Source organism: Aminobacter sp. P4_H6_2, from assembly GCF_056400805.1.
In genome coordinates, this window is record NZ_JBFUKO010000010.1 from 1 (window position 1) to 18,287 (window position 18,287).

Annotated in this window: 16 protein-coding genes and 1 pseudogene; 13 read left to right on the forward strand and 4 right to left on the reverse strand. The window is 63.8% G+C overall.

The genetic code is table 11. The features are described 5' to 3' along the window. A pseudogene (locus AC1DUU_RS01805) lies at positions 1–285 on the reverse strand (EamA family transporter); the annotation flags it as partial. A gap of 218 nt (positions 286–503) precedes the next feature. Between AC1DUU_RS01805 and AC1DUU_RS01810 the strand changes: the two are divergent. From AC1DUU_RS01810 to AC1DUU_RS01840, 7 genes are all read left to right on the forward strand, one after another. Next, positions 504–1,529, forward strand: a complete 1,026-nt coding sequence (locus AC1DUU_RS01810; protein WP_476781699.1) for a substrate-binding domain-containing protein — start codon at positions 504–506, stop codon at positions 1,527–1,529. Between the two features lie 75 nt (positions 1,530–1,604). Continuing rightward, entirely contained in the window at positions 1,605–3,110 is a 1,506-nt protein-coding gene (locus AC1DUU_RS01815; RefSeq protein ID WP_476781700.1) for a sugar ABC transporter ATP-binding protein, read from the forward strand. Further along, positions 3,110–4,093: an ABC transporter permease gene (locus AC1DUU_RS01820; protein ID WP_476781701.1), complete on the forward strand. Its 984-nt coding sequence runs from the start codon at positions 3,110–3,112 to the stop codon at positions 4,091–4,093. Before AC1DUU_RS01815 ends, AC1DUU_RS01820 begins: the two co-directional genes overlap by 1 nt. Next, entirely contained in the window at positions 4,090–5,082 is a 993-nt protein-coding gene (locus AC1DUU_RS01825) for an ABC transporter permease (protein ID WP_476781702.1), read from the forward strand. Before AC1DUU_RS01820 ends, AC1DUU_RS01825 begins: the two co-directional genes overlap by 4 nt. Continuing rightward, complete coding sequence (locus tag AC1DUU_RS01830) at positions 5,079–6,092, forward strand: LacI family DNA-binding transcriptional regulator (RefSeq protein WP_476781703.1); 1,014 nt, start codon at positions 5,079–5,081, stop codon at positions 6,090–6,092. Before AC1DUU_RS01825 ends, AC1DUU_RS01830 begins: the two co-directional genes overlap by 4 nt. 29 nt (positions 6,093–6,121) lie before the next feature. Next, positions 6,122–7,366, forward strand: coding sequence for a Gfo/Idh/MocA family protein (locus AC1DUU_RS01835; RefSeq protein ID WP_476781704.1), 1,245 nt, complete (start codon positions 6,122–6,124; stop codon positions 7,364–7,366). A gap of 219 nt (positions 7,367–7,585) precedes the next feature. Further along, a complete protein-coding gene (locus AC1DUU_RS01840; protein WP_476781705.1) occupies positions 7,586–8,458 on the forward strand; it encodes a DUF2189 domain-containing protein in 873 nt (290 codons plus the stop codon). An 8-nt stretch (positions 8,459–8,466) separates the two neighbouring features. Here AC1DUU_RS01840 and AC1DUU_RS01845 read toward each other — a convergent pair whose 3' ends face one another. Together AC1DUU_RS01845 and AC1DUU_RS01850 are read right to left on the reverse strand one after the other, a co-directional pair. Beyond that, positions 8,467–9,759 carry an RNA polymerase sigma factor gene (locus tag AC1DUU_RS01845; RefSeq protein WP_476781706.1) on the reverse strand — a complete coding sequence of 431 codons (1,293 nt, stop codon included), beginning with the start codon at positions 9,757–9,759 and terminating at the stop codon, positions 8,467–8,469. Beyond that, entirely contained in the window at positions 9,756–10,130 is a 375-nt protein-coding gene (locus AC1DUU_RS01850; protein ID WP_476781707.1) for a YciI family protein, read from the reverse strand. Before AC1DUU_RS01850 ends, AC1DUU_RS01845 begins: the two co-directional genes overlap by 4 nt. A 187-nt stretch (positions 10,131–10,317) precedes the next feature. Here AC1DUU_RS01850 and AC1DUU_RS01855 point away from each other — a divergent pair, with 187 nt between their 5' ends. After that, positions 10,318–11,601, forward strand: coding sequence for a 4-aminobutyrate--2-oxoglutarate transaminase (locus AC1DUU_RS01855; RefSeq protein ID WP_476781708.1), 1,284 nt, complete (start codon positions 10,318–10,320; stop codon positions 11,599–11,601). On the opposite strand, the gene AC1DUU_RS01860 is transcribed toward AC1DUU_RS01855, so the two are convergent. After that, positions 11,598–12,830, reverse strand: coding sequence for an NAD(P)/FAD-dependent oxidoreductase (locus tag AC1DUU_RS01860; protein WP_476781709.1), 1,233 nt, complete (start codon positions 12,828–12,830; stop codon positions 11,598–11,600). The two genes, AC1DUU_RS01855 and AC1DUU_RS01860, sit on opposite strands and share 4 nt — an antisense overlap. A gap of 615 nt (positions 12,831–13,445) precedes the next feature. Here AC1DUU_RS01860 and AC1DUU_RS01865 point away from each other — a divergent pair. From AC1DUU_RS01865 to AC1DUU_RS01885, 5 genes are all read left to right on the forward strand, one after another. Then, positions 13,446–14,750 carry an imelysin family protein gene (locus AC1DUU_RS01865; RefSeq protein WP_476781710.1) on the forward strand — a complete coding sequence of 435 codons (1,305 nt, stop codon included), beginning with the start codon at positions 13,446–13,448 and terminating at the stop codon, positions 14,748–14,750. Between the two features lie 74 nt (positions 14,751–14,824). Then, on the forward strand, positions 14,825–15,136 hold the full coding sequence (locus tag AC1DUU_RS01870; RefSeq protein WP_476781711.1) for a (2Fe-2S)-binding protein: 312 nt from the start codon (positions 14,825–14,827) through the stop codon (positions 15,134–15,136). Continuing rightward, positions 15,102–15,587 (forward strand): bacterioferritin, encoded by a 486-nt coding sequence (gene bfr, locus AC1DUU_RS01875; protein WP_476781712.1) that lies wholly within the window; start codon positions 15,102–15,104, stop codon positions 15,585–15,587. The genes AC1DUU_RS01870 and bfr overlap by 35 nt, the downstream gene beginning before the upstream one ends. Positions 15,588–15,730: 143 nt before the next feature. Then, positions 15,731–17,206, forward strand: coding sequence for a di-heme oxidoreductase family protein (locus tag AC1DUU_RS01880; RefSeq protein WP_476781729.1), 1,476 nt, complete (start codon positions 15,731–15,733; stop codon positions 17,204–17,206). After that, the gene (locus AC1DUU_RS01885) at positions 17,206–18,285 is read left to right on the forward strand and encodes an imelysin family protein (RefSeq protein ID WP_476781713.1); all 1,080 of its coding nucleotides are present in this window, start codon (positions 17,206–17,208) and stop codon (positions 18,283–18,285) included. The genes AC1DUU_RS01880 and AC1DUU_RS01885 overlap by 1 nt, the downstream gene beginning before the upstream one ends. The last annotated feature ends 2 nt before the right edge of the window (positions 18,286–18,287 follow it).

An 18,287-nucleotide genomic window follows, 5' to 3' on the forward strand; every position in this document is an offset into this window, starting at 1 on the left:
GAGTATCAGCGCGCCCGTCGCTGCCCCAAGCCGAAGATAGGCGAGCGAGAAAGCCAAGGCATAGGAAAACAAGGCCAGGCCCGAAGGCCAGTTGCCGGGAAGTGCACGAAACGCACCGCGCCCACGCTGCCAGTAGATCAGCAGCATCAGAGCTACGGCGCCCGAGATCAGGCGAACGGCCGTGTAGGCCGCCGCATCGATCGTCGCCCCATCCAACGCCGCGCGTGCCAGCAGCGAATTCGCGGCGAAGGCGAGCATCGCCAGGACGGTCAGCAATATGGTCAAGCTGGAACCTCCGCAGGCGGACGATGCAACTTTGCTTGTTCCCAGGCTGGTACCGTCCTGGAACGATGTCTCCAACATATCACGCGCCAGCAGTCGTGGATCCGCGTTGACGGCACGGAGACGTAAATCGAGTCGAAAACCTCGAAAAATGCCGATTGAAATCGATTACATTTTCTGACTATCATCTGATGCAGCAGTTTTTGCATCGGGAGGAATTCATGAAGAAATTTGCAGCATTTGCCTTAACCACCGTCGCGGCATTGGCCGTATCGGCGTTCTCGACCCAAGCGGCCGACTTCAAGATCGGCCTGTCGAATGGCTGGGTCGGCTCGGAGTGGCGCACGCAGATGATCGAACAGGCGCAGGCCGCGGCCGCCGCTTGGAAGGACAAGGGCGTCAATGTCGAAGTCGTTGTGCAGAGCGCCAATGTCGACGTGCCCGGCCAGATCGCGCATGTCCGCAACTTCATCAGCGAGGGCGTCAACGCCATCATCATCAATCCGAACAGCCCCACCGCGTTCGATCCGGTCTTCGCCCAGGCCAAGGAAGCCGGCATCCTGGTGATCTCGACCGACGCCGAAGTGTCGTCGCCCGACGCCACCTATGTCGGCATCGACCAGAAGGCATGGGGCGCGGCGGGCGCCAAGTGGCTGGCCGAGACGCTCGGCGGCAAGGGCAACGTGGTAGCCATCAACGGCGTAGCCGGCCACCCGGCCAACGAGATGCGCGTCGCCGGCTACAAGGAAGTGTTCGGCCAGTACCCGGACATCAAGATCGTCAATGAAGTCAACGCCAACTGGGATCAGGCCCAGGGCCAGCAGGCGATGCAGAACCTGCTCGCCACCAACCCCGACATCAATGGCGTGTGGGTGCAGGACGGCATGGCGGCAGGCGCCTGGAAGTCGATCATCGATGCCAAGAAGCAGTCGTCGATCGCCGCCACGGGCGAGATCCGCAAGGACTTCATCGACCTTTGGGTCAAGGACAAGCTGAACTCCGGCGCTTCGGTGAACCCGCCCGGCGTCATGGCCTCGGCACTCAACGTCGCCGTGCTGATGCTGCAGGGCAAAGAACTGAAGGAGCCGGCAACGGCTGGCCAGTACAAGAACGCCATGTACCTGCCGATCCCGTTCATCGACTCCAAGAACGTTGAGCAGGTCGCCAAGGATCTGGAAGGCAAGCCGGGCTACTTCTCCTACACCAGCCAGCTTTCCATCGAAGACGCCGAGAAGCTCTTCAAGTAAGCTTCCTCCCAAGCCGGGGGTGCCTGCCGAGCAGGCGGCGCCCCCGGACCGACCTTGTCCAGGGAAGCCACCACCATGTCTAAAATTGAGCTCCGTAGCGTAAGCAAAGCTTACGGCGCCACCCTTGCCTTACGCCGCGGCGACCTTTCGATCGACGCCGGCGAGGTGCATGTGCTGATCGGCTCGAACGGTTCGGGCAAGAGCACGCTGTGCAAGGTCCTCGCGGGCAGCGTCCGGCCGGATGGCGGCGAGATATTGATCGACGGCAAGCCCGTCACCATCACCGGGCCACGCTCGGCGCGCGACCACGGCATCGGCATCTTCTACCAGGAACTCAGCCTGGCGGCTCACCGCACGGTGGCGGAAAACATCTGCCTTCCGGACCTGCCCACCACCCGCGCGGGCTTTGTCGATCGCGCTGCGCTGGAGGCCCGCGCCGCACGCTATATCGCCTTGTTCGACACCGTCTCCGGTGACGGCTTTGCTGCCGAAACCGCCGTCGAGAACCTGCGCGCCGACCAGCGCCAGCTGGTCGAGATCATGAAGGCGCTGGCAACCGAGGCACCCGTCATCATCTTCGACGAACCGACCTCCGCACTAGATCGCGCCCAGGTCGACCGCTTCTTCGAAATCCTGCGCGAGCTGAAGATACAAGGCCGCAGCATCATCTTCATCTCGCACCGCATGGACGAGATCTTCGCCATAGGCGACCGAGTCACCGTCATCCGCGACGGCGAGACAGTGGGCACCGAAAAGATCACTGAGACCAATCCCGCAGCGGTGATCCGCATGATGGTCGGCGGCCAGGACGAACTCGCCGCCGGCAACAGTGCGCCGCCCGCTGCCGTTGCCGCCGGGCGGCCGAACGTTCTGGCGATCAAGGGACTTTCCGGCAAGGGCTTCGCCAATGTCAGCTTCGAGGTCGCCAAGGGCGAAATCCTCGGCTTCGGCGGGCTGCACGGCCAAGGCCAGTCGGCAGTGCTGCGCGCCATCTTCGGCGTCAATCCAGTCGCCTCGGGCGAAATCGTGCTCAACGGCGCGCCGTTTGCGGCCAAGAACCCGCGCGAAGCAATCCGGCGCGGCTGCGCCTATGTCTCGGGCGACCGAGGCCGCGACGGCGTCATTTCGGGCCGGCCGATCCTCGAGAACGTCACGCCGATCCACTATCTCAGGCAGAAACTTTTCCTCGCACGACCGTCTGCGCTCGCCGAACGCGTCAAGCCGGCGCTCGAGGCGCTGCACACCAAGTTTGGCGGGCTCAGCCATCCGATCAATTCGCTGTCGGGCGGCAACCAGCAGAAGATCGTCATTGCGCGCTGGCTGATCGACCGTCCCGACGTGCTTTTGCTCGACGACCCGACCAAGGGCATCGACCTCTCAGCCAAGGCGGACCTGTTTTCACTGATCCGCAAGCTCGCCGCAGAGGGGCTGGGCATCGTGCTCTATTCCTCCGAAGACGCCGAGCTGCTCAACAACGCCGACCGTATCCTCGTCTTCAATGGMGGTTCGGTGCGGCGCGAACTCACCGGCGCGGATCGCACGCGCTATAATCTCTACCAGGCAGCTTACGAGGCCGCGTGATGACAACCGCGACCATTTCCCAAAAGCCAGGCGGGCTGAAACGGCTCGTCGAGCGCTATCCCTTCCTGCCGGCGCTGCTGATCGCGCTTGTCCTGCTCGCGCTCAACGGTCTCTACCAGCCGCGCAGCGTGAGTTTCATCGGCATCACCGGACTGGTGAAGACCTATCTGGCGCTGATGCTCCTGGCGGTTGCCCAGACCTATGTCGTCTATGCCGGCGACATCGACCTGTCGGTCGGCGCCATCGTGTCGCTGGTCAATGTCGTCATCGTCGTGATGATGGAAAGGATGGGCGGCAGCGGTTTTTCCCTTGTCGCCGCCCTGTGTGTCGGCCTGCTCACCGGCCTTGCCTGCGGCATCGTCAACGGCATCGTGGTCGCGGCACTTAGGCTGCAGGCGATCGTCGCAACTTTTGCCACCAGCATCTTCTTCACCGGCTTGGCACTCTACGTCATGCCGGTCGCCGGCACGCCGGCACCCGCCGCATTCTGGCGCACCTATGGCGGACGTTTCTTCGAAATCCCGTTTGTCTTCTACGCAGCGGTGCTGCTTGCAATCGTGCTCTATCTGCTCGCCCGCACCCGGCTGTCGACGCAATTGCTGGCGGTCGGCGATGACGCGCAAGCCGCGTTCCAGAGCGGTCTGCCCGTCACCAGAATCCGCATCCAGGGCTATGCGCTGTGCGGCCTGTTTGCAGCGCTCGCCGCCTTTTGCATCACCGGCGATACGGCCAGCGGCGACCCGCTGGTCGGCGGCAAGATGACCCTGTTTTCGGTGGCAGCGGTGGTGCTCGGCGGCAGCGCGCTGTCGGGCGGCTTCGGCACCGTCGTCGGCTCGATCATCGGCGCCTTGATCATCGGCCTCATCAACTCGCTCGTCTTCTTCGTCGGCACGCCGTCGGAATGGCAGAACCTGGTCCAGGGCCTCGCCATACTGGTGGCACTGATGGCGGGCGTTCTCGTCGGCCGGAGGGCACGCGCATGACCGCCACAACACAGACGCCTTCGGCACCCACGCCCTCGTCCGTTCTGACCTTCCTCAAGCAGCCGCTGGTGGTGGCGCTGATCCTGATCGCGGCACTGCTGCTGCTCGGCGAAGCACTGTCGCCCGGCTTTGCCTCGGGCCAGCAGATCCTCAGGCTTTTGATCGTCGCAGCCCTGCTCGGCATCGTCGCCGCCGGCCAGAATCTGGTGATCCTCGGCGGACGCGAGGGCATCGACCTGTCGGTAGGCGGGGTGATCTCGCTCAGCGCCATCATCGCCGGCAATGTCATGAACGGCGCCGACAGCGCCATCCTGCCGGCGGTGCTCGCCTGCATGGCGGCGGGTGCCCTGATCGGCCTGTTCAACGGCCTGGGCGTTACGCTGCTGCGCATTCCGCCGCTGGTGATGACGCTCGGCATGCTCGGCGTGCTGCAAGGGCTTCTTGTCGTCGTGCGCAACGGCATTCCGTCGGGGTTTGCCGCGCCCGGCCTGTCGCGCTTCGTCACCCAGCCCTTCCTGCTCGGCCTGCCCGGCATCATCTGGCTGTGGGTGGCGATCGGGCTGCTGATGGCCTTCATGCTTGGCCGCACCGTCTACGGCCACCGCATCTACGCCATCGGCTCGAACGAGCATGCGGCCCACATGGCCGGCGTGCCGGTCAGGCGCATGCGCATTTCGCTGTTCATGCTCTCGGGCGTATTCGCGTCCCTCACCGGCATCTGCCTGCTTGGCTATTCGGGCTCGTCCTTCGCCAATGTCGGCGAACAATACATGCTGGCCTCGATCATCGCCGTGGTCTTCGGCGGCACGCCGCTGTCGGGCGGCAAGGGCGGCTACACCGGCACCATGGCGGGTGCCGTGCTGCTGGTCATCCTGCAGGGCATCCTGACCACCGTGCATATCGACGAATCCGGACGGCAGATGGTGTTCGGCGCCACGCTTCTGCTGCTGATGCTGTTTTATGGCCGCGGACGGGCGATGCGCGGATGAACGACCGTCCCAAGATCAAGGACATTGCCGAGCGGCTGGGCGTTTCCGCGGCCACCGTTTCGCGCGCGCTCTCCGACAGCGGACTGGTGGCCGAGCCGACGCTGAGCCGCATCCGCGATCTGGCTCGCGAGATGAACTACCGTCCCAATGTCAGCGCACGAAACCTGCGCACGCAAAAGGCGATGGCGGTGCTGATGGTGGTGCGCGACGTCGGCAACCCGTTCTATCTGGAAATCCTGAAAGGCGTCGAAGCCACCGCGCGCGCCGCCGGCTACTCCGTGCTCATGGGCAATACCGAAAACGATTCCGACCGCGAGGTCGAATATTTCGACATGCTGCGCGACGGCCATGCCGATGGCATGATCCTGATGACGGGCAAGCTGCCTGAGCGCGAGGGCTTTCTTGCCTCGGTCGCTGACGCCCCCATCGTTGTGGCGCTCGAGGCGATCGAGAACGCCGGCTTTCCACATGTGCTGATCGACAATGAAGGGGCCGCGCAAAACGCCGTCGAGCATCTGATCGGCCTCGGCCACAAGCGCATCGCCCATATCTCCGGCCCAGTGCCGGAGATCATGAGCATCTATCGCCGCGACGGCTATCGCAAGGCGATGGCAGCTAGCGGCCTGCCGATCCCCCAAGGCTATGAGCCGGTCGGCGACTATCTGCTGCACACCGGCCAGCGCCTGTGCCAGGGCCTGTTCGAGCTGCCGCAGCCGCCCACGGCGATCTTCGTTGCCAATGACGAGATGGCTTTCGGTGTCATCCACCAGTTGCGCAAGCTCGGGCTCGACATACCCGGCGACGTGTCGGTGGTCGGCTTCGACGACCTGTTCCTCAGCGAGGCCTTTTATCCGCCGCTGACCACTGTCAGCCAGCCGCGCACCGAGATCGGCAGGGCGGCCATGACCATGCTGCTCGACATGCTGACGGGCGGACCCACGCCGCGCAAGTCGGCAATGCTGCCGACAACGCTGAAGATACGCGGCACCACCGCGCCAGCGCCGAAGTGATTTCAGATATTAGGAATGAGGGACCTCACATGACCGGATTGCCCAAACAGCGGCTGCGCGTCGGCTTCGTCGGAAGCGGCTTCATCGCGGAATTCCACCTCAAGGGCATGCTCGGCGTGCGCAATGTCGACGTCACCGGCGTGTTCAGCCGCAAGGCCGAAAACCGCGCGCGTTTCGCCAACCGCGTCACTGAGCTCGGCCTCGGCGAATGCACCAGCCACGACAGCCTGGAGTCGCTCGTCAATGCCGACAATGTCGACGCGATCTGGATCCTTTCGCCCAACTACACCCGCCTCGACGTGATGCGCACGCTGCATGCCGAGGTGAAGGCCGGGCGCAGCAAGGTCTTCGCCGTTGCCTGCGAAAAGCCGCTTGCCCGCACCATCGCCGAAGCGCGCGAGATGCTGCGACTGGCCGAAGACGCCGGCCTCAACCACGGCTATCTCGAAAACCAGGTGTTCTGCACCCCGGTCATCCGTGGCAAGGACATCATCTGGCGCCGTGCCGCCTCGGCCACCGGCCGGCCCTATCTGGCACGCGCGGCGGAGGAGCATTCGGGCCCGCACGAGCCGTGGTTCTGGCAGGGCGACAAGCAGGGCGGCGGCGTTTTGTCAGACATGATGTGCCACAGCGTCGAGGTCGCCCGCCACCTGCTGACCAAGCCGGGCGCTGCGCGCAAGTCGCTTACCGTCAAGCAGGTCAGCGGCACTGTCGCCAACCTCAAATGGACGCGCCCCAACTATGCCGACCAGCTCCGCAAGCGCTTCGGCAACGATGTCGACTACCGCAACCGCCCGTCGGAGGATTTCGCCCGCGGCACCATCCTGCTCGAGGACGAGGAAGGCAACGAACTGGTCATCGAGGCGACGACCTCATGGGCCTATGTCGGGGCTGGCCTGCGCATCCAGCTCGAACTGCTCGGGCCCGAATATGCGATGGAGTTCAACTCCCTCAACACCGGGCTCAAGATCTTCATGTCGCGTGAGGTTAAGGGCGAGGAGGGTGAGGATCTGGTCGAAAAGCAGAACGCCGAACAGGGCCTGATGCCGGTGCTGGAAGACGAGGCCGGCGTCTATGGCTACACCGACGAGAACCGCCACATGGTCGAGTGCTTCCGCAAGGGCGAGACGCCGATGGAGACCTTCCATGACGGTCTCGCAGTGGTCGAGATCCTGATGGGGCTCTACCGCTCGGCGGAAATCGCCGGTTCGGTCATCTTCCCGGCGCCGGAGCTCGAAAACTATGTCCCGGTGGTCGCCCGCACGGGCGCCTGACCGGACCATCCGACGGCCGGATCATGGAGCGCCACTCCGGTCCGCTGGCAACGGGCAAGGCCACTGCGTCCGGTGACCTTGCCTGAGCCCCCGAGACACGTTCGGCAGGGTCGTCAAATCACGCGAAACACGTTATGATTTGCCAAGGTGAAGGTCGCGGTTTGGCGTGACCACTCATGCCAAGCGCGAGCCGCGACCCACCCCAACGGAGGAGTGGTCATGGCAAGTTTCCATGTGTACGCAGGCGCCACCAATACGATCGAGCATCCCGCGATCCGACGCATAACGGTCGCGGATGTGTTTGACGCGCTGCGACGTGGCTTCGACGACTTTTGGGACAAGCCTTCGCATTACGTTTTCCTGTGCCTGATCTACCCGGTCGTTGGGGTGTTCCTGATCACATGGACTTCGGGCGGCAACGCCCTGCAGCTCATTTTCCCGCTGATGTCCGGCTTTGCCTTGCTCGGCCCCTTCTTCGGCATAGGCCTGTACGAGATCAGCCGAAGGCGCGAGCAAAACCTCGACACGTCCTGGAAGCATGCCTTCGATGTCAGGCATTCGCCGGCCATTCCTGCAATGCTGGTCATCGGCATCATGCTGCTCGCGCTTTTCGTTGCATGGCTCCTGGTCGCGCAGATGCTCTACACGTCGCTTTACGGGGCGGACGCCCCGCAGTCGATGGCATCGTTCTTCGGCGATCTCTTCACCACCCAGCGCGGCTGGACGCTGGTTATCCTGGGCAATCTCATCGGATTCCTGTTTGCCCTGACAGTGCTCTGCACCACTGTCGTCGCCCTTCCACTGCTGCTCGACTGCGATGTCGGTGCCTATGCCGCGATCGAGACCTCGGTACGGGCGGTGATGAGCAATCCGGTGCCGATGCTGCTGTGGGGCCTGATCGTCGCGGTCGCGCTGCTGATCGGGTCAGTGCCGTTCCTGGCGGGCCTCGCCATAGTCATCCCGGTGCTCGGTCACGCGACGTGGCACCTCTATCGCAAGGTCGTGGAAGTCCCGGCCGACAAGAAGACGCCCTTGCCACCGTCTCCCGACAAAGGGGAGGATGGACACTTCCCGTATTGGCTTCGCGGGTAGTCGCGCCGCTATTGGAGCTGACGGCTTGTCGCCTTGGCGTTCGCCTTCACCGATGTCGGTGAAGGCGCCGAAAGCCGGTCGAGATGCATGCGGATATGAGCGGCCTCGGCTGCGGTGTTGGCAAGGGCAATCGCCCGGTCAAAAGCTTCGCGCGCCTCTTCGGTGCGGCCAAGCTGCATCAACAGCCCGCCCTTGACGCCGAAGAAATGGAAATAGCCCGCAAGCTTGGGCGCCAGCGGCTCGATCAGCTTGAGCGCCGCCTCCGGCCCGCGCAGCTTGGCGAAGGCAACGGCCCTGTTAAGCGTGACGACCGGCGAAGGCGTCATCGATTCCAGCACCGAGTAGAGCAGGTCGATTTCGGCCCAGTCGGTATCTTCGGGACGGGCGGCGCGGGCATGAAGGGCAGCGATCGCCGCCTGGATCTGGTAAGGCCCCGAGCGGCGATGGCGCATCGCCTTGTCGATCAGCGCCAGGCCTTCGTCGATCAGCGACCGGTTCCATAACGTGCGGTCCTGGTCCTCCATCAGCACCAATTCGCCTTCGGAATTGAAGCGCGCGGCGGCGCGTGCGTGCTGGAGCAGCAGAAGCGCTGTCAGCCCCATCACTTCAGGCTCGGTCTGGAACAGGCGCAGCAACAGCCGCGCCAGCCTGATCGCCTCTTCGCACAAGGGCGCGCGGTTGGCGATTTCGGTGGYACCCGCAGAATAGCCCTCGTTGAAGACGAGATACACCATCGCCAGCACGGCGGCGACCCGCTCGGAGCGCTCGACCGGACCGGGCGCCTCGAACGGCACGTCGGCATTGGCGATGCGCGCCTTGGCGCGGGTGATGCGCTGTTCCATTGCGCTTTCGCCGACGAGAAAGGCGCGCGCGATCTGCTTGACCGACAGCCCCGAGACGATGCGCAGCGCAAGCGCCACCTGCTGGGTCGCCGGCAAGTCGGGATGGCAGCAGATGAACAGCAGGCGCAGGATATCGTCGCGGTAGTGCTGGCCGTCGAGACGCTCGGCGATACCGGCCTCGACGTCCTCGAGGTCGGAAACCAACTCTTCGGCCGGCAGCGGCGCCTGCTTGCTGCGGCGCCTTGCGGCATCGATGCCGGAATTGCGGCCGACAAAGATCAACCAGGCGGCCGGATCACGCGGCGGTCCCTTTTCGGGCCAGGTGCGCAGCGCGCGCAGGCAGGCCTCCTGGAACGCCTCTTCCGCGGTATCGAGATCGCGGAAGTAGCGCAGCAGGGCCGCCACGGCCTGGGGCCTGGCGGAGGAAAGGGCCGTGTTGATCCAGGCCGGGTCGGTCATCTTGCCTCTTTTCCGGGGAAAAACGCGCCGATCGGGCGCAATTCATATGAACCGCCGCCGGGATTGGCTTCCGCCAGCTCCTTGGCAACGTCGACGGCATCGTCGAGCGTGTCGCAGTCGACGACGTAGAAACCGAGGAACTGTTCCTTGGTCTCGGCGAAGGGCCCGTCAATGATCAACGGCTCGTCCTTGGCCTTGCGCAAGGTGGTGGCGGCCGTCGTCGGCATCAGCCGCGCCACGGGGCCGAGCCGGCCCTGGTCGCGCAGCTTGCCTGTGACCACCTGAAGGCGCGCCATCACCTCGTCGTCCTGTTCCTTGGACCAGGCGCAGACGACGTCTTCGTTGTTGTAGCAAAGGATGGCGTAGAGCATCTATTCAGTTCCTTCATGAATAGGACGCGCCAGTATGCGCAATTCCGACATGGCGTCGGCAATTTTTTTGCCGTCATCAAGGACCCGGCACTTCGGCCATCGTGACGGCTTGTACAAAACCAGGAGAGGTGCAGATATGGCGTCGGCTCAGTGCGTGCAAGACGCCTGAAAGGTTGGAGGATAAGCGATGAAAAACGCCGAAATCTCACAGCGCAAGATGAACACGATCGCACGCGGCGTCGGCATGACGACGCAGGTCTATGCCGACCGCGCCGAGAACTCCGAGATCTGGGATGTCGAGGACCGACGCTACATCGACTTCTCCTCCGGCATCGCGGTCGTCAACACCGGCCATCGCCACCCGCGCGTCATCGAAGCGGTGAAAGCCCAGCTCGACCGCTTCACCCACACCTGCCATCAGGTCGTGCCCTACGAGAGTTATGTCCGGCTCGGCGAGCGGCTCAACGCCATTGCGCCGATGAAGGGCGACAAGCGCACGATCTTCGTCACCACGGGTGCCGAAGCGGTCGAAAACGCGGTCAAGATCGCCCGCAGCGCCACCGGGCGCCAGGCGGTGATCGCCTTTGCCGGCGGCTTCCATGGTCGCACCTTCATGGGCATGGCGCTGACCGGCAAGGTACAGCCCTACAAGGCGGGCTTCGGCGCAATGCCGGGCGACATCTTCCATGCGCCCTTCCCGGTGCCGCTGCACGGCGTCAGCACGGCCGATGCGCTGGCCGCACTCGACCGGCTGTTCAAGGCCGATGTCGACCCCGCGCGTGTGGCGGCGATCATCATCGAGCCGGTGCAGGGCGAAGGCGGCTTCTACGAGGTGCCGCGCGATTTCATGGTAGCCCTGCGCAAGATCTGCGACCAGCACGGCATGCTGCTCATCGCCGACGAAGTGCAGACCGGCTTCGCGCGCACCGGCAAGATGTTTGCCATGGACTACCATGACGTCGCGCCCGACCTCATGACAATGGCCAAGAGCCTCGCCGGCGGATTTCCGCTCGCCGCGGTGACCGGCCGCGCCGAGATCATGGATGCGCCCGGCCCCGGCGGGCTCGGCGGCACCTATGGCGGCAGCCCGATCGGCGTCGCCGCGGCCCACGCCGTACTTGACGTGATCGAGGATGAAAATCTGTGCGACCGCGCCAATCAGCTCGGTGCCCGGCTCAAGCAACGGCTCGAATCCTTGCGCGACGACGTTCCCGAGATCGTCGACATCCGTGGGCCCGGCTTCATGAACGCGGTCGAGTTCAACGATGTGAAGAAGGGCACACCCTCGGCCGAATTCGCCAATGCGGTGCGGCTCAAGGCGCTCGAAAAGGGCCTGATCCTGTTGACCTGCGGCGTCTATGGCAACGTCATCCGTTTCCTGGCGCCGATCACCATCCAGGACGAAGTCATGACCGAGGCGCTCGATATCCTCGAAGCCTCGATCCGCGACAGCCGCACCGTCGCCGTTTAAGCTGGCGGCAGGGCTGCGAGTGCAGCCTTCAGCGCCTCGGCTCCGCCCGCAACCATCTCGGCGGTCGGCGAGAAGCCGAGGCCGAGCATCTTGCGGCCGAGCATGTGGTCGGCCGGGCGATTGACGGATTCGATGGCGACGAGCCGGTCGCCTATGAAGTGGAACACCGAAAAGCGGTTTTCCGCAGTGTCGCCCGACAGGATCTGGCGGTCGCTGCCGGCGGTGAGGCCCACCATCTGCAGCTTCATGTCGCCGATATCGGACCAGAACCACGGCACGGCACCGTAGCTGCCGTCATGGCCAACGATGGTGCGGGCAGCAAGCTTGGCCTGGTCGGTGGCATTTTGCACCGACTCCAGCCGAACGTCGCCCCCGGTCTGCCAGTGGCGGTAGCTGGCATTGTCGCCGATGGCGAGGATTTCCGGCACCGAGCTGCGCATCGCCTGGTCGACGCGGATGCCATTGGCGATGGTCAGCCCCGCCGTCTCGGCAAGCTCGACATTGGGCACGACGCCGATGCCGATGATGACCATCCTGGCCGGCAGCCTTTCGCCCGACGACGTCAGCACGCCGGCGACATGTCCGCCCTCGCCCTCGATGCGCTCAATGGTGGTCTTGAGCAGGATGCGGATGCCCGAAGCCGCCAGGCGCTGGCGTACATGCTCGGCGATGAGCGGGGCGACGGCACGGCCCAACAGCCGGTCGAGCGCTTCGACCACGGTGACGCGACGGCCGCCAGCGGCCAAGGTAGCCGCGATCTCAAGCCCGATGAAGCCGCCGCCGATGACGACGACGTCTTCGCAGGCAGCGCTGTGGTCGCGGATCAGGCGCGCGTCGGCGACCGAGCGCAGCGACAGTACGCCGGCAAGATCGGCTCCTGGCAGCGGCAAGATGCGCGGGCGCGAGCCGGTGGCGAGGATCAGGTGGTCATAAGCAAGGTTGCCGCCGCCGGCGAGCTCGAGCCGGCGCGCGCCGGTATCGATGCGCGCGACAAGGGTTCCGGGGCGCAATTCGATCGAATGGCCGGTGTAGAAGACTTCGCCGCGCAACGGCTGCGGCTGGGCGGCGGCATCCTTGATGAAGGTCTTGGACAGCGGCGGCTTGTGATAGGGCAGTTCCTTCTCGTCGCCGACGAGCAGGACCGGACCGTCATAGCCTTCTTCGCGCAGGCTGGCGGCGGCCTGGACGCCGGCATGGCCTGCACCGACAATAACGACACCGTTCTTCATGCCCGCCTCGCTGTTGGGGAGTTACCGGGGAAATGGCCGTTGGCCAGCTCGGCCACAAGGGGCCAAGGACAGGTTTTTGGGTGACAGCCTGCTACCGGCCTGTCAAGCGCACCCCTTCGCATTTGGCTGGCTGGCGGCGAGATGACCAGCCGCTACGCGTTGTCGCAGGTGACGGCACTGAGATGCCTTGGCTCGAATGCGTATCTCGACAAATCAAGGAGTTGGCCGTTCCATCTCCGCCGAAAACTGGACAAACTTAGTTTAGAATTATTCTAAACTATTGATAGCGCTACGTTTTTTGTTGACGTCGCGTTGACTTTTTCCGCCACAACGCTTTTATGAGGCAGTGCTTTACAGCGCCTGTCTTTGATGTCTGGGCCTTTAACCCTTTCGATTGGAGCCTATCGGGTGCCTGCCTTCGTTGAACCGCGCCAGTGCGCGATTGCCTGCAGCATGGTTGCGCTGCGCCCAAATTGGGCCTCGAACCACGCGCATGTCCGAAGCCGGGCCGCCCCAGAGCTTTCATTCGAATCCATGCCGCCGATGCAGCAAAGAGCTGACGGCACACGATTTTTCGGCGCGTATCGGCTCCATCTGGTTCACTGAGGAGAGACCATGCCTGCATCCATCTCGCGCAACCGGCACTACGGCAGGCTTGCCGCTGTTGCGGCAACGACCGCGCTGACAGCCGCGATCTTCGTGCTGCCGGCCAAGGCAGCAACCGACGCCAAGGCGGTTCTCACCACCTATTCCGACATCGCGCTCGCCAAATACGAGGACTCGCTGACATCAGCCAAGGCGCTCGACGCTGCGGTCGAGGCGCTGATTGCCAAGCCATCGGCGGAAACGCTCGCTGCCGCGCGCGAAGCCTGGAAGGCAGCACGCATCCCCTACCAGCAGACCGAAGTCTATCGCTTCGGCAATTCCATCGTCGACGATTGGGAAGGCCGCGTGAATGCCTGGCCGCTCGACGAAGGCCTGATCGACTATGTCGACAAGAGCTACGGCACCGAATCCGACGAGAACAAGCTTTATACCGCAAACGTGATCGCCAACCCGTCGATCGAGATCAACGGCCAGAAGGTCGATGCTTCGAAGATCACGCCCGCATTCTTGTCCGGCACCTTGCAGGAAGCCGGCGACATCGAGGCCAATGTGGCGACCGGCTACCACGCCATCGAATTCCTGCTCTGGGGCCAGGACCTCAACGGCACCGGCCCAGGCGCCGGCAATCGCCCTTATACCGACTACGACATCGCCAACTGCACTGGCGGCAATTGCGACCGCCGCGGCCAGTATCTCAATGCGGCTTCCGATCTGCTGGTTGCCGATCTCGAAGAGATGGTCGGCAACTGGAAGGCAGACGGTGCCGCCCGCAAGGCGCTGCTCGACGGCGAGGCCAACACCGGCATCTCCACCATCTTTACCGGCATGGGTTCTCTGTCCTACGGCGAACTCGCCGGCGAGCGCATGAAGCTCGGCCTGTTGCTGCACGATCCGGAGGAAGAGCACGACTGCTTCTCGGACAATACCCACATCTCGCATCTCTATGACGTGGTCGGCATCCGCAACGCCTATCACGGCACCTACAAGCGCATCGATGGCTCGACTGTCGAGGGTCCGTCGGTGTCCGACATGGTCAAGGAAGCCGACGCCGCGCTCGACACCGAGCTTTCCGGCAAGCTGGACACGACGGTGGCCAAGATGGAGGCGATCCAGGCCCGCGCCGTCGCTGGCGAGGCCTACGACCAGCAGATCGGCGAAGGCAATGCCGAAGGCAACGCCACCGTCCAGGCGGCGATCGACGCGCTTGTCGACCAGACCAAGTCGATCGAGCGTGCCGTTGCTGCCCTGAAGCTCGACGCGATCGCGTTCGAGGGCTCGGACAGCCTCGATTCCCCCGACAAGGTCTTCCAGTGAGCCTTCTTCGCACCTAGATAATTTCAGCCAAGCGGCGCGCCGGAAGCGCGCCGCCAGCCATCCCTGAGTCCGTTATGCTGATCTGCCACTGCAACCTGATCACCCAGAAGGAGATCGAAGATACGATCATAGAACTCCTGGACAAGGATCCCTGGTGCCTGATCGTGCCAGCAAAGGTCTATCACACGCTGCAAAAGCGCGGGCGCTGTTGCGGCTGCTTCCCAAATGTGGTCGAAACGATCATTCGGGTAACCGAAGCCTATCACGCTCGTTCGGAGGCGAGTGGGGTGGATATCGTTTCACACATGGATCGTGTGAAAGAGTTGCGGGTCCAATTCGGGAGCAGGATCAATGAAGGGCGAAAAACAGGTCATCGAGCGGCTTAATGAGGCGCTTTTCCTCGAACTCGGCGCGGTCAACCAATATTGGGTGCACTTCCGCCTGCTTGAGGATTGGGGCTACGGCAAGCTGGCCAAGAAGGAACGCGCTGAATCGATCGAGGAAATGCACCACGCCGACAAGCTTGTCGCGCGCATCATCTTCCTCGAAGGCCACCCCAATCTGCAGTCACTTGCACCGCTGCGCATCGGCCAGAACGTCAAGGAAGTGCTCGAAAGCGATCTCGCCGGCGAGTATGACGCGCGCACTTCCTACAAGAAATCCCGGGACATCTGCTCCCAGCATGGGGACTACGTATCCATGAAACTCTTCGAGGAACTGCTTGCCGACGAGGAAGGTCACATCGACTTCCTCGAGACGCAGCTGCAGTTGCTCGCGGAGATCGGCGAAGAGAAGTACGGTCAGCTCAACGCCGAGACCGCTGACAAGGCCGAATAGGACATGCCGGAATGCGGCGCACTTTTTTACTAACGCGCCGCATGCTGCCGGGTGCGCCTACCAGCACCGACAACACATACGACAAGCGAAGTGCTCCGGCACTCCGCTTCATCGTCGCGGGCCTGCTGTTGGCCTCAGCGGCGATGCCATCCGTCGCCGGCGAGCGGGACGGATTGGCAACGGAGCGCCACGACCTCAAGCCCTCGGACAAGGCGCGCGTCGAAAAGATCGTCCAACCGACCACCGACTTCTCGAAGCCCGAACAGTTCGAGCTGATGCAAGGTGGCGCTGGAACGTCGCAAAAGCGCGTCAATCAGGATGCCTTCTCGCATTCGTCAGCTAACATCACCTTCGAGGAAGAAGGGACCTTCAAGCTCGGCAACGGCATGTTCCGCAAGCTATGGGTGTCGTCGCCGTCCTCGACCCAGGCCTCGGACGGCTTGGGGCCACTGTTCAACGCGCGCGCCTGCCAGAGCTGTCATCTCAAGGATGGCCGCGGCCATCCGCCGGAAGGAAATTCGGACGCGACCTCGATGTTCTTGAGGCTTGCCCGCCCGGCCGAGACTGAGGAAGAAAAGGCCGCCCTCGCCGAGCGCAAGGTGCTGAATTTCCCCGATCCCATTTACGGCGCCCAGTTCCAGGACCTCGCAGTTCCCGGCCTCACCGGCGAGGGCCACATGGTCATCTCCTATGAGGAGGTTCCGGTCGAACTCGGCGACGGCACGAAGCTTTCGCTGCGCAAGCCCAGCTACTCTGTCTCCGATCTCGGCTACGGCCCGATGCATCCGGCAACGACGCTGTCGCCGCGCGTGACACCGCAGATGATCGGCCTCGGGCTTGTCGAGCAGATCCATCCGGCCGACATCCTTGCCAATGCCGACCCCGACGACAAGAATGGCGACGGTATCTCCGGCAAGGCGTCGATCGTGCGCGACGGCAAATCAGGCGAACTGACGCTCGGCCGCTTCGGCTGGAAGGCCCAGACACCATCGGTCCGCCAGCAGTCAGCCGATGCCTTTGCCGGCGACATCGGTATCTCGACACCAGACGTTGCGCACCACTGGGGCGATTGTACCCAAGCCCAAACCGACTGCCTCGCCATGCCCAACGGCGTGCAGGAGCGGCTTGGGCCGGTCGAAGCGCCAGATCCGATCATGGATCTGGTGACGTTCTACTCGCAAAACCTCGCCGTACCGGCACGACGCGATATCGACGACCCGCAAGTGCTGCGCGGCAAGCAGATGTTCTACGAAGCCGGCTGCGCCGCGTGCCACATGCCGAAATTCGTCACCCGGCGCGCTACGCCAAACAAGGCGCAGGCCTTCCAGCTGATCTGGCCCTATTCCGACTTCCTGCTGCACGACATGGGCGAAGGCCTGGCCGACGGCCAGCAGGTCGGCGACGCCAGTGGCAGCGAATGGCGCACGCCGCCGCTGTGGGGCATCGGCCTGACCAAAACCGTCAACGATCACACCTTCTTCTTGCATGACGGGCGGGCGCGGAACCTGACTGAGGCGGTGCTGTGGCATGGCGGCGAAGCGCAAGGCGCGCGCGACCGTTTTGCCGCCCTCCCCGCCGACGACCGCACAGCGCTTGTCAAATTCCTGGAGTCGCTCTGATGGCTAGACTTACGCTCGCATCAGCCTTTGTTGCCTGCCTCATCCTGCCCGCGCCCGCAGCCTACGCCAACCAGGCCTCGGACGAGGTGATCGCCAACGCCATCGACGGCTTCATCCGCCCCACCTATGGTCGGCTCGTGCAGGACACGGCGGCGCTCGGAAAGAACCTCGACACGCTATGCACGTCACCATCGGCCGGCAATCTGAAGGCGGCACGCGAAGCTTTCTCCAAGACCACTGTGACGTGGTCGGAAATCGAGATCATCCGCTTCGGGCCGATCACCGAGCAGAATCGGCTGGAGCGCATGCTGTTTTGGCCCGACCGCAAAGGCACCGGCCTGAAGCAGGTGCAAGCCGCCATTGCCGGCGAGGACGTGACCGCGACCGACGCAGCGAAGCTGGCGCAGAAGAGCGTCGCCATGCAAGGGCTCGGCGCGCTGGAGTTCGTTCTGTTCGGCACCGGCGCCGACGAACTTGCGGGCACATCGGCCGCCTATCGCTGCTCCTATGGCAAGGCGATAGCAGGCAATGTCGCCACGATCGCTGGCGAGGTCGACGCCGCCTGGCGCGACGACAAGGGCTTTGCCAGCCAGTGGCAGCATCCCGGTGCCGCCAATCCGCTCTATCGCGACGCCAGCGAGGCGGTGACCGAACTGCTCGAAGTCTATGTCAACGGCCTCGAACTTGTGCGCGACGTGCGCGTCAACGGTTTCCTCGGCAAGGATGCGGCTTCCGACAAGCCGAAGCAGGCGCTGTACTGGCGTTCGCAAGGCACCGCCGCCGCCCTTGGCGGCAACATTTCAGGCATGAAGGCGTTGTTCGGCGCCTCGAAATTTGGCAGCCTGCTGCCGGCAGATTCCGAATGGATCGCACAGTCCATCGATTTCGAATTCGCCAACGCACAAAATGCCGTGACCGGCATCACCGGGCCGATCGACGCTGTGCTCGCTGACCCGGAAAAGCGCGCCAAGCTGACCTATTTCGGCGTCGTGACGTCCAGCCTGTCGGAATTGTTCGGTACCCGCCTTGCCGGCGCGCTCGGCCTCACCGCCGGCTTCTCCTCGCTCGACGGGGACTAGTC

Coding starts and splice junctions, on each gene's coding strand:
- AC1DUU_RS01810 (WP_476781699.1), top strand. CDS start 504: ATGAAGAAATTTGCAGCATTTGCCTTAACCACCGTCGCGGCATTGGCC.
- AC1DUU_RS01820 (WP_476781701.1), top strand. CDS start 3,110: ATGACAACCGCGACCATTTCCCAAAAGCCAGGCGGGCTGAAACGGCTC.
- AC1DUU_RS01825 (WP_476781702.1), top strand. CDS start 4,090: ATGACCGCCACAACACAGACGCCTTCGGCACCCACGCCCTCGTCCGTT.
- AC1DUU_RS01830 (WP_476781703.1), top strand. CDS start 5,079: ATGAACGACCGTCCCAAGATCAAGGACATTGCCGAGCGGCTGGGCGTT.
- AC1DUU_RS01835 (WP_476781704.1), top strand. CDS start 6,122: ATGACCGGATTGCCCAAACAGCGGCTGCGCGTCGGCTTCGTCGGAAGC.
- AC1DUU_RS01840 (WP_476781705.1), top strand. CDS start 7,586: ATGGCAAGTTTCCATGTGTACGCAGGCGCCACCAATACGATCGAGCAT.
- AC1DUU_RS01850 (WP_476781707.1), bottom strand. CDS start 10,130: ATGCTCTACGCCATCCTTTGCTACAACAACGAAGACGTCGTCTGCGCC.
- AC1DUU_RS01855 (WP_476781708.1), top strand. CDS start 10,318: ATGAAAAACGCCGAAATCTCACAGCGCAAGATGAACACGATCGCACGC.
- AC1DUU_RS01860 (WP_476781709.1), bottom strand. CDS start 12,830: ATGAAGAACGGTGTCGTTATTGTCGGTGCAGGCCATGCCGGCGTCCAG.
- AC1DUU_RS01865 (WP_476781710.1), top strand. CDS start 13,446: ATGCCTGCATCCATCTCGCGCAACCGGCACTACGGCAGGCTTGCCGCT.
- AC1DUU_RS01870 (WP_476781711.1), top strand. CDS start 14,825: ATGCTGATCTGCCACTGCAACCTGATCACCCAGAAGGAGATCGAAGAT.
- bfr (WP_476781712.1), top strand. CDS start 15,102: ATGAAGGGCGAAAAACAGGTCATCGAGCGGCTTAATGAGGCGCTTTTC.
- AC1DUU_RS01880 (WP_476781729.1), top strand. CDS start 15,731: ATGCCATCCGTCGCCGGCGAGCGGGACGGATTGGCAACGGAGCGCCAC.
- AC1DUU_RS01885 (WP_476781713.1), top strand. CDS start 17,206: ATGGCTAGACTTACGCTCGCATCAGCCTTTGTTGCCTGCCTCATCCTG.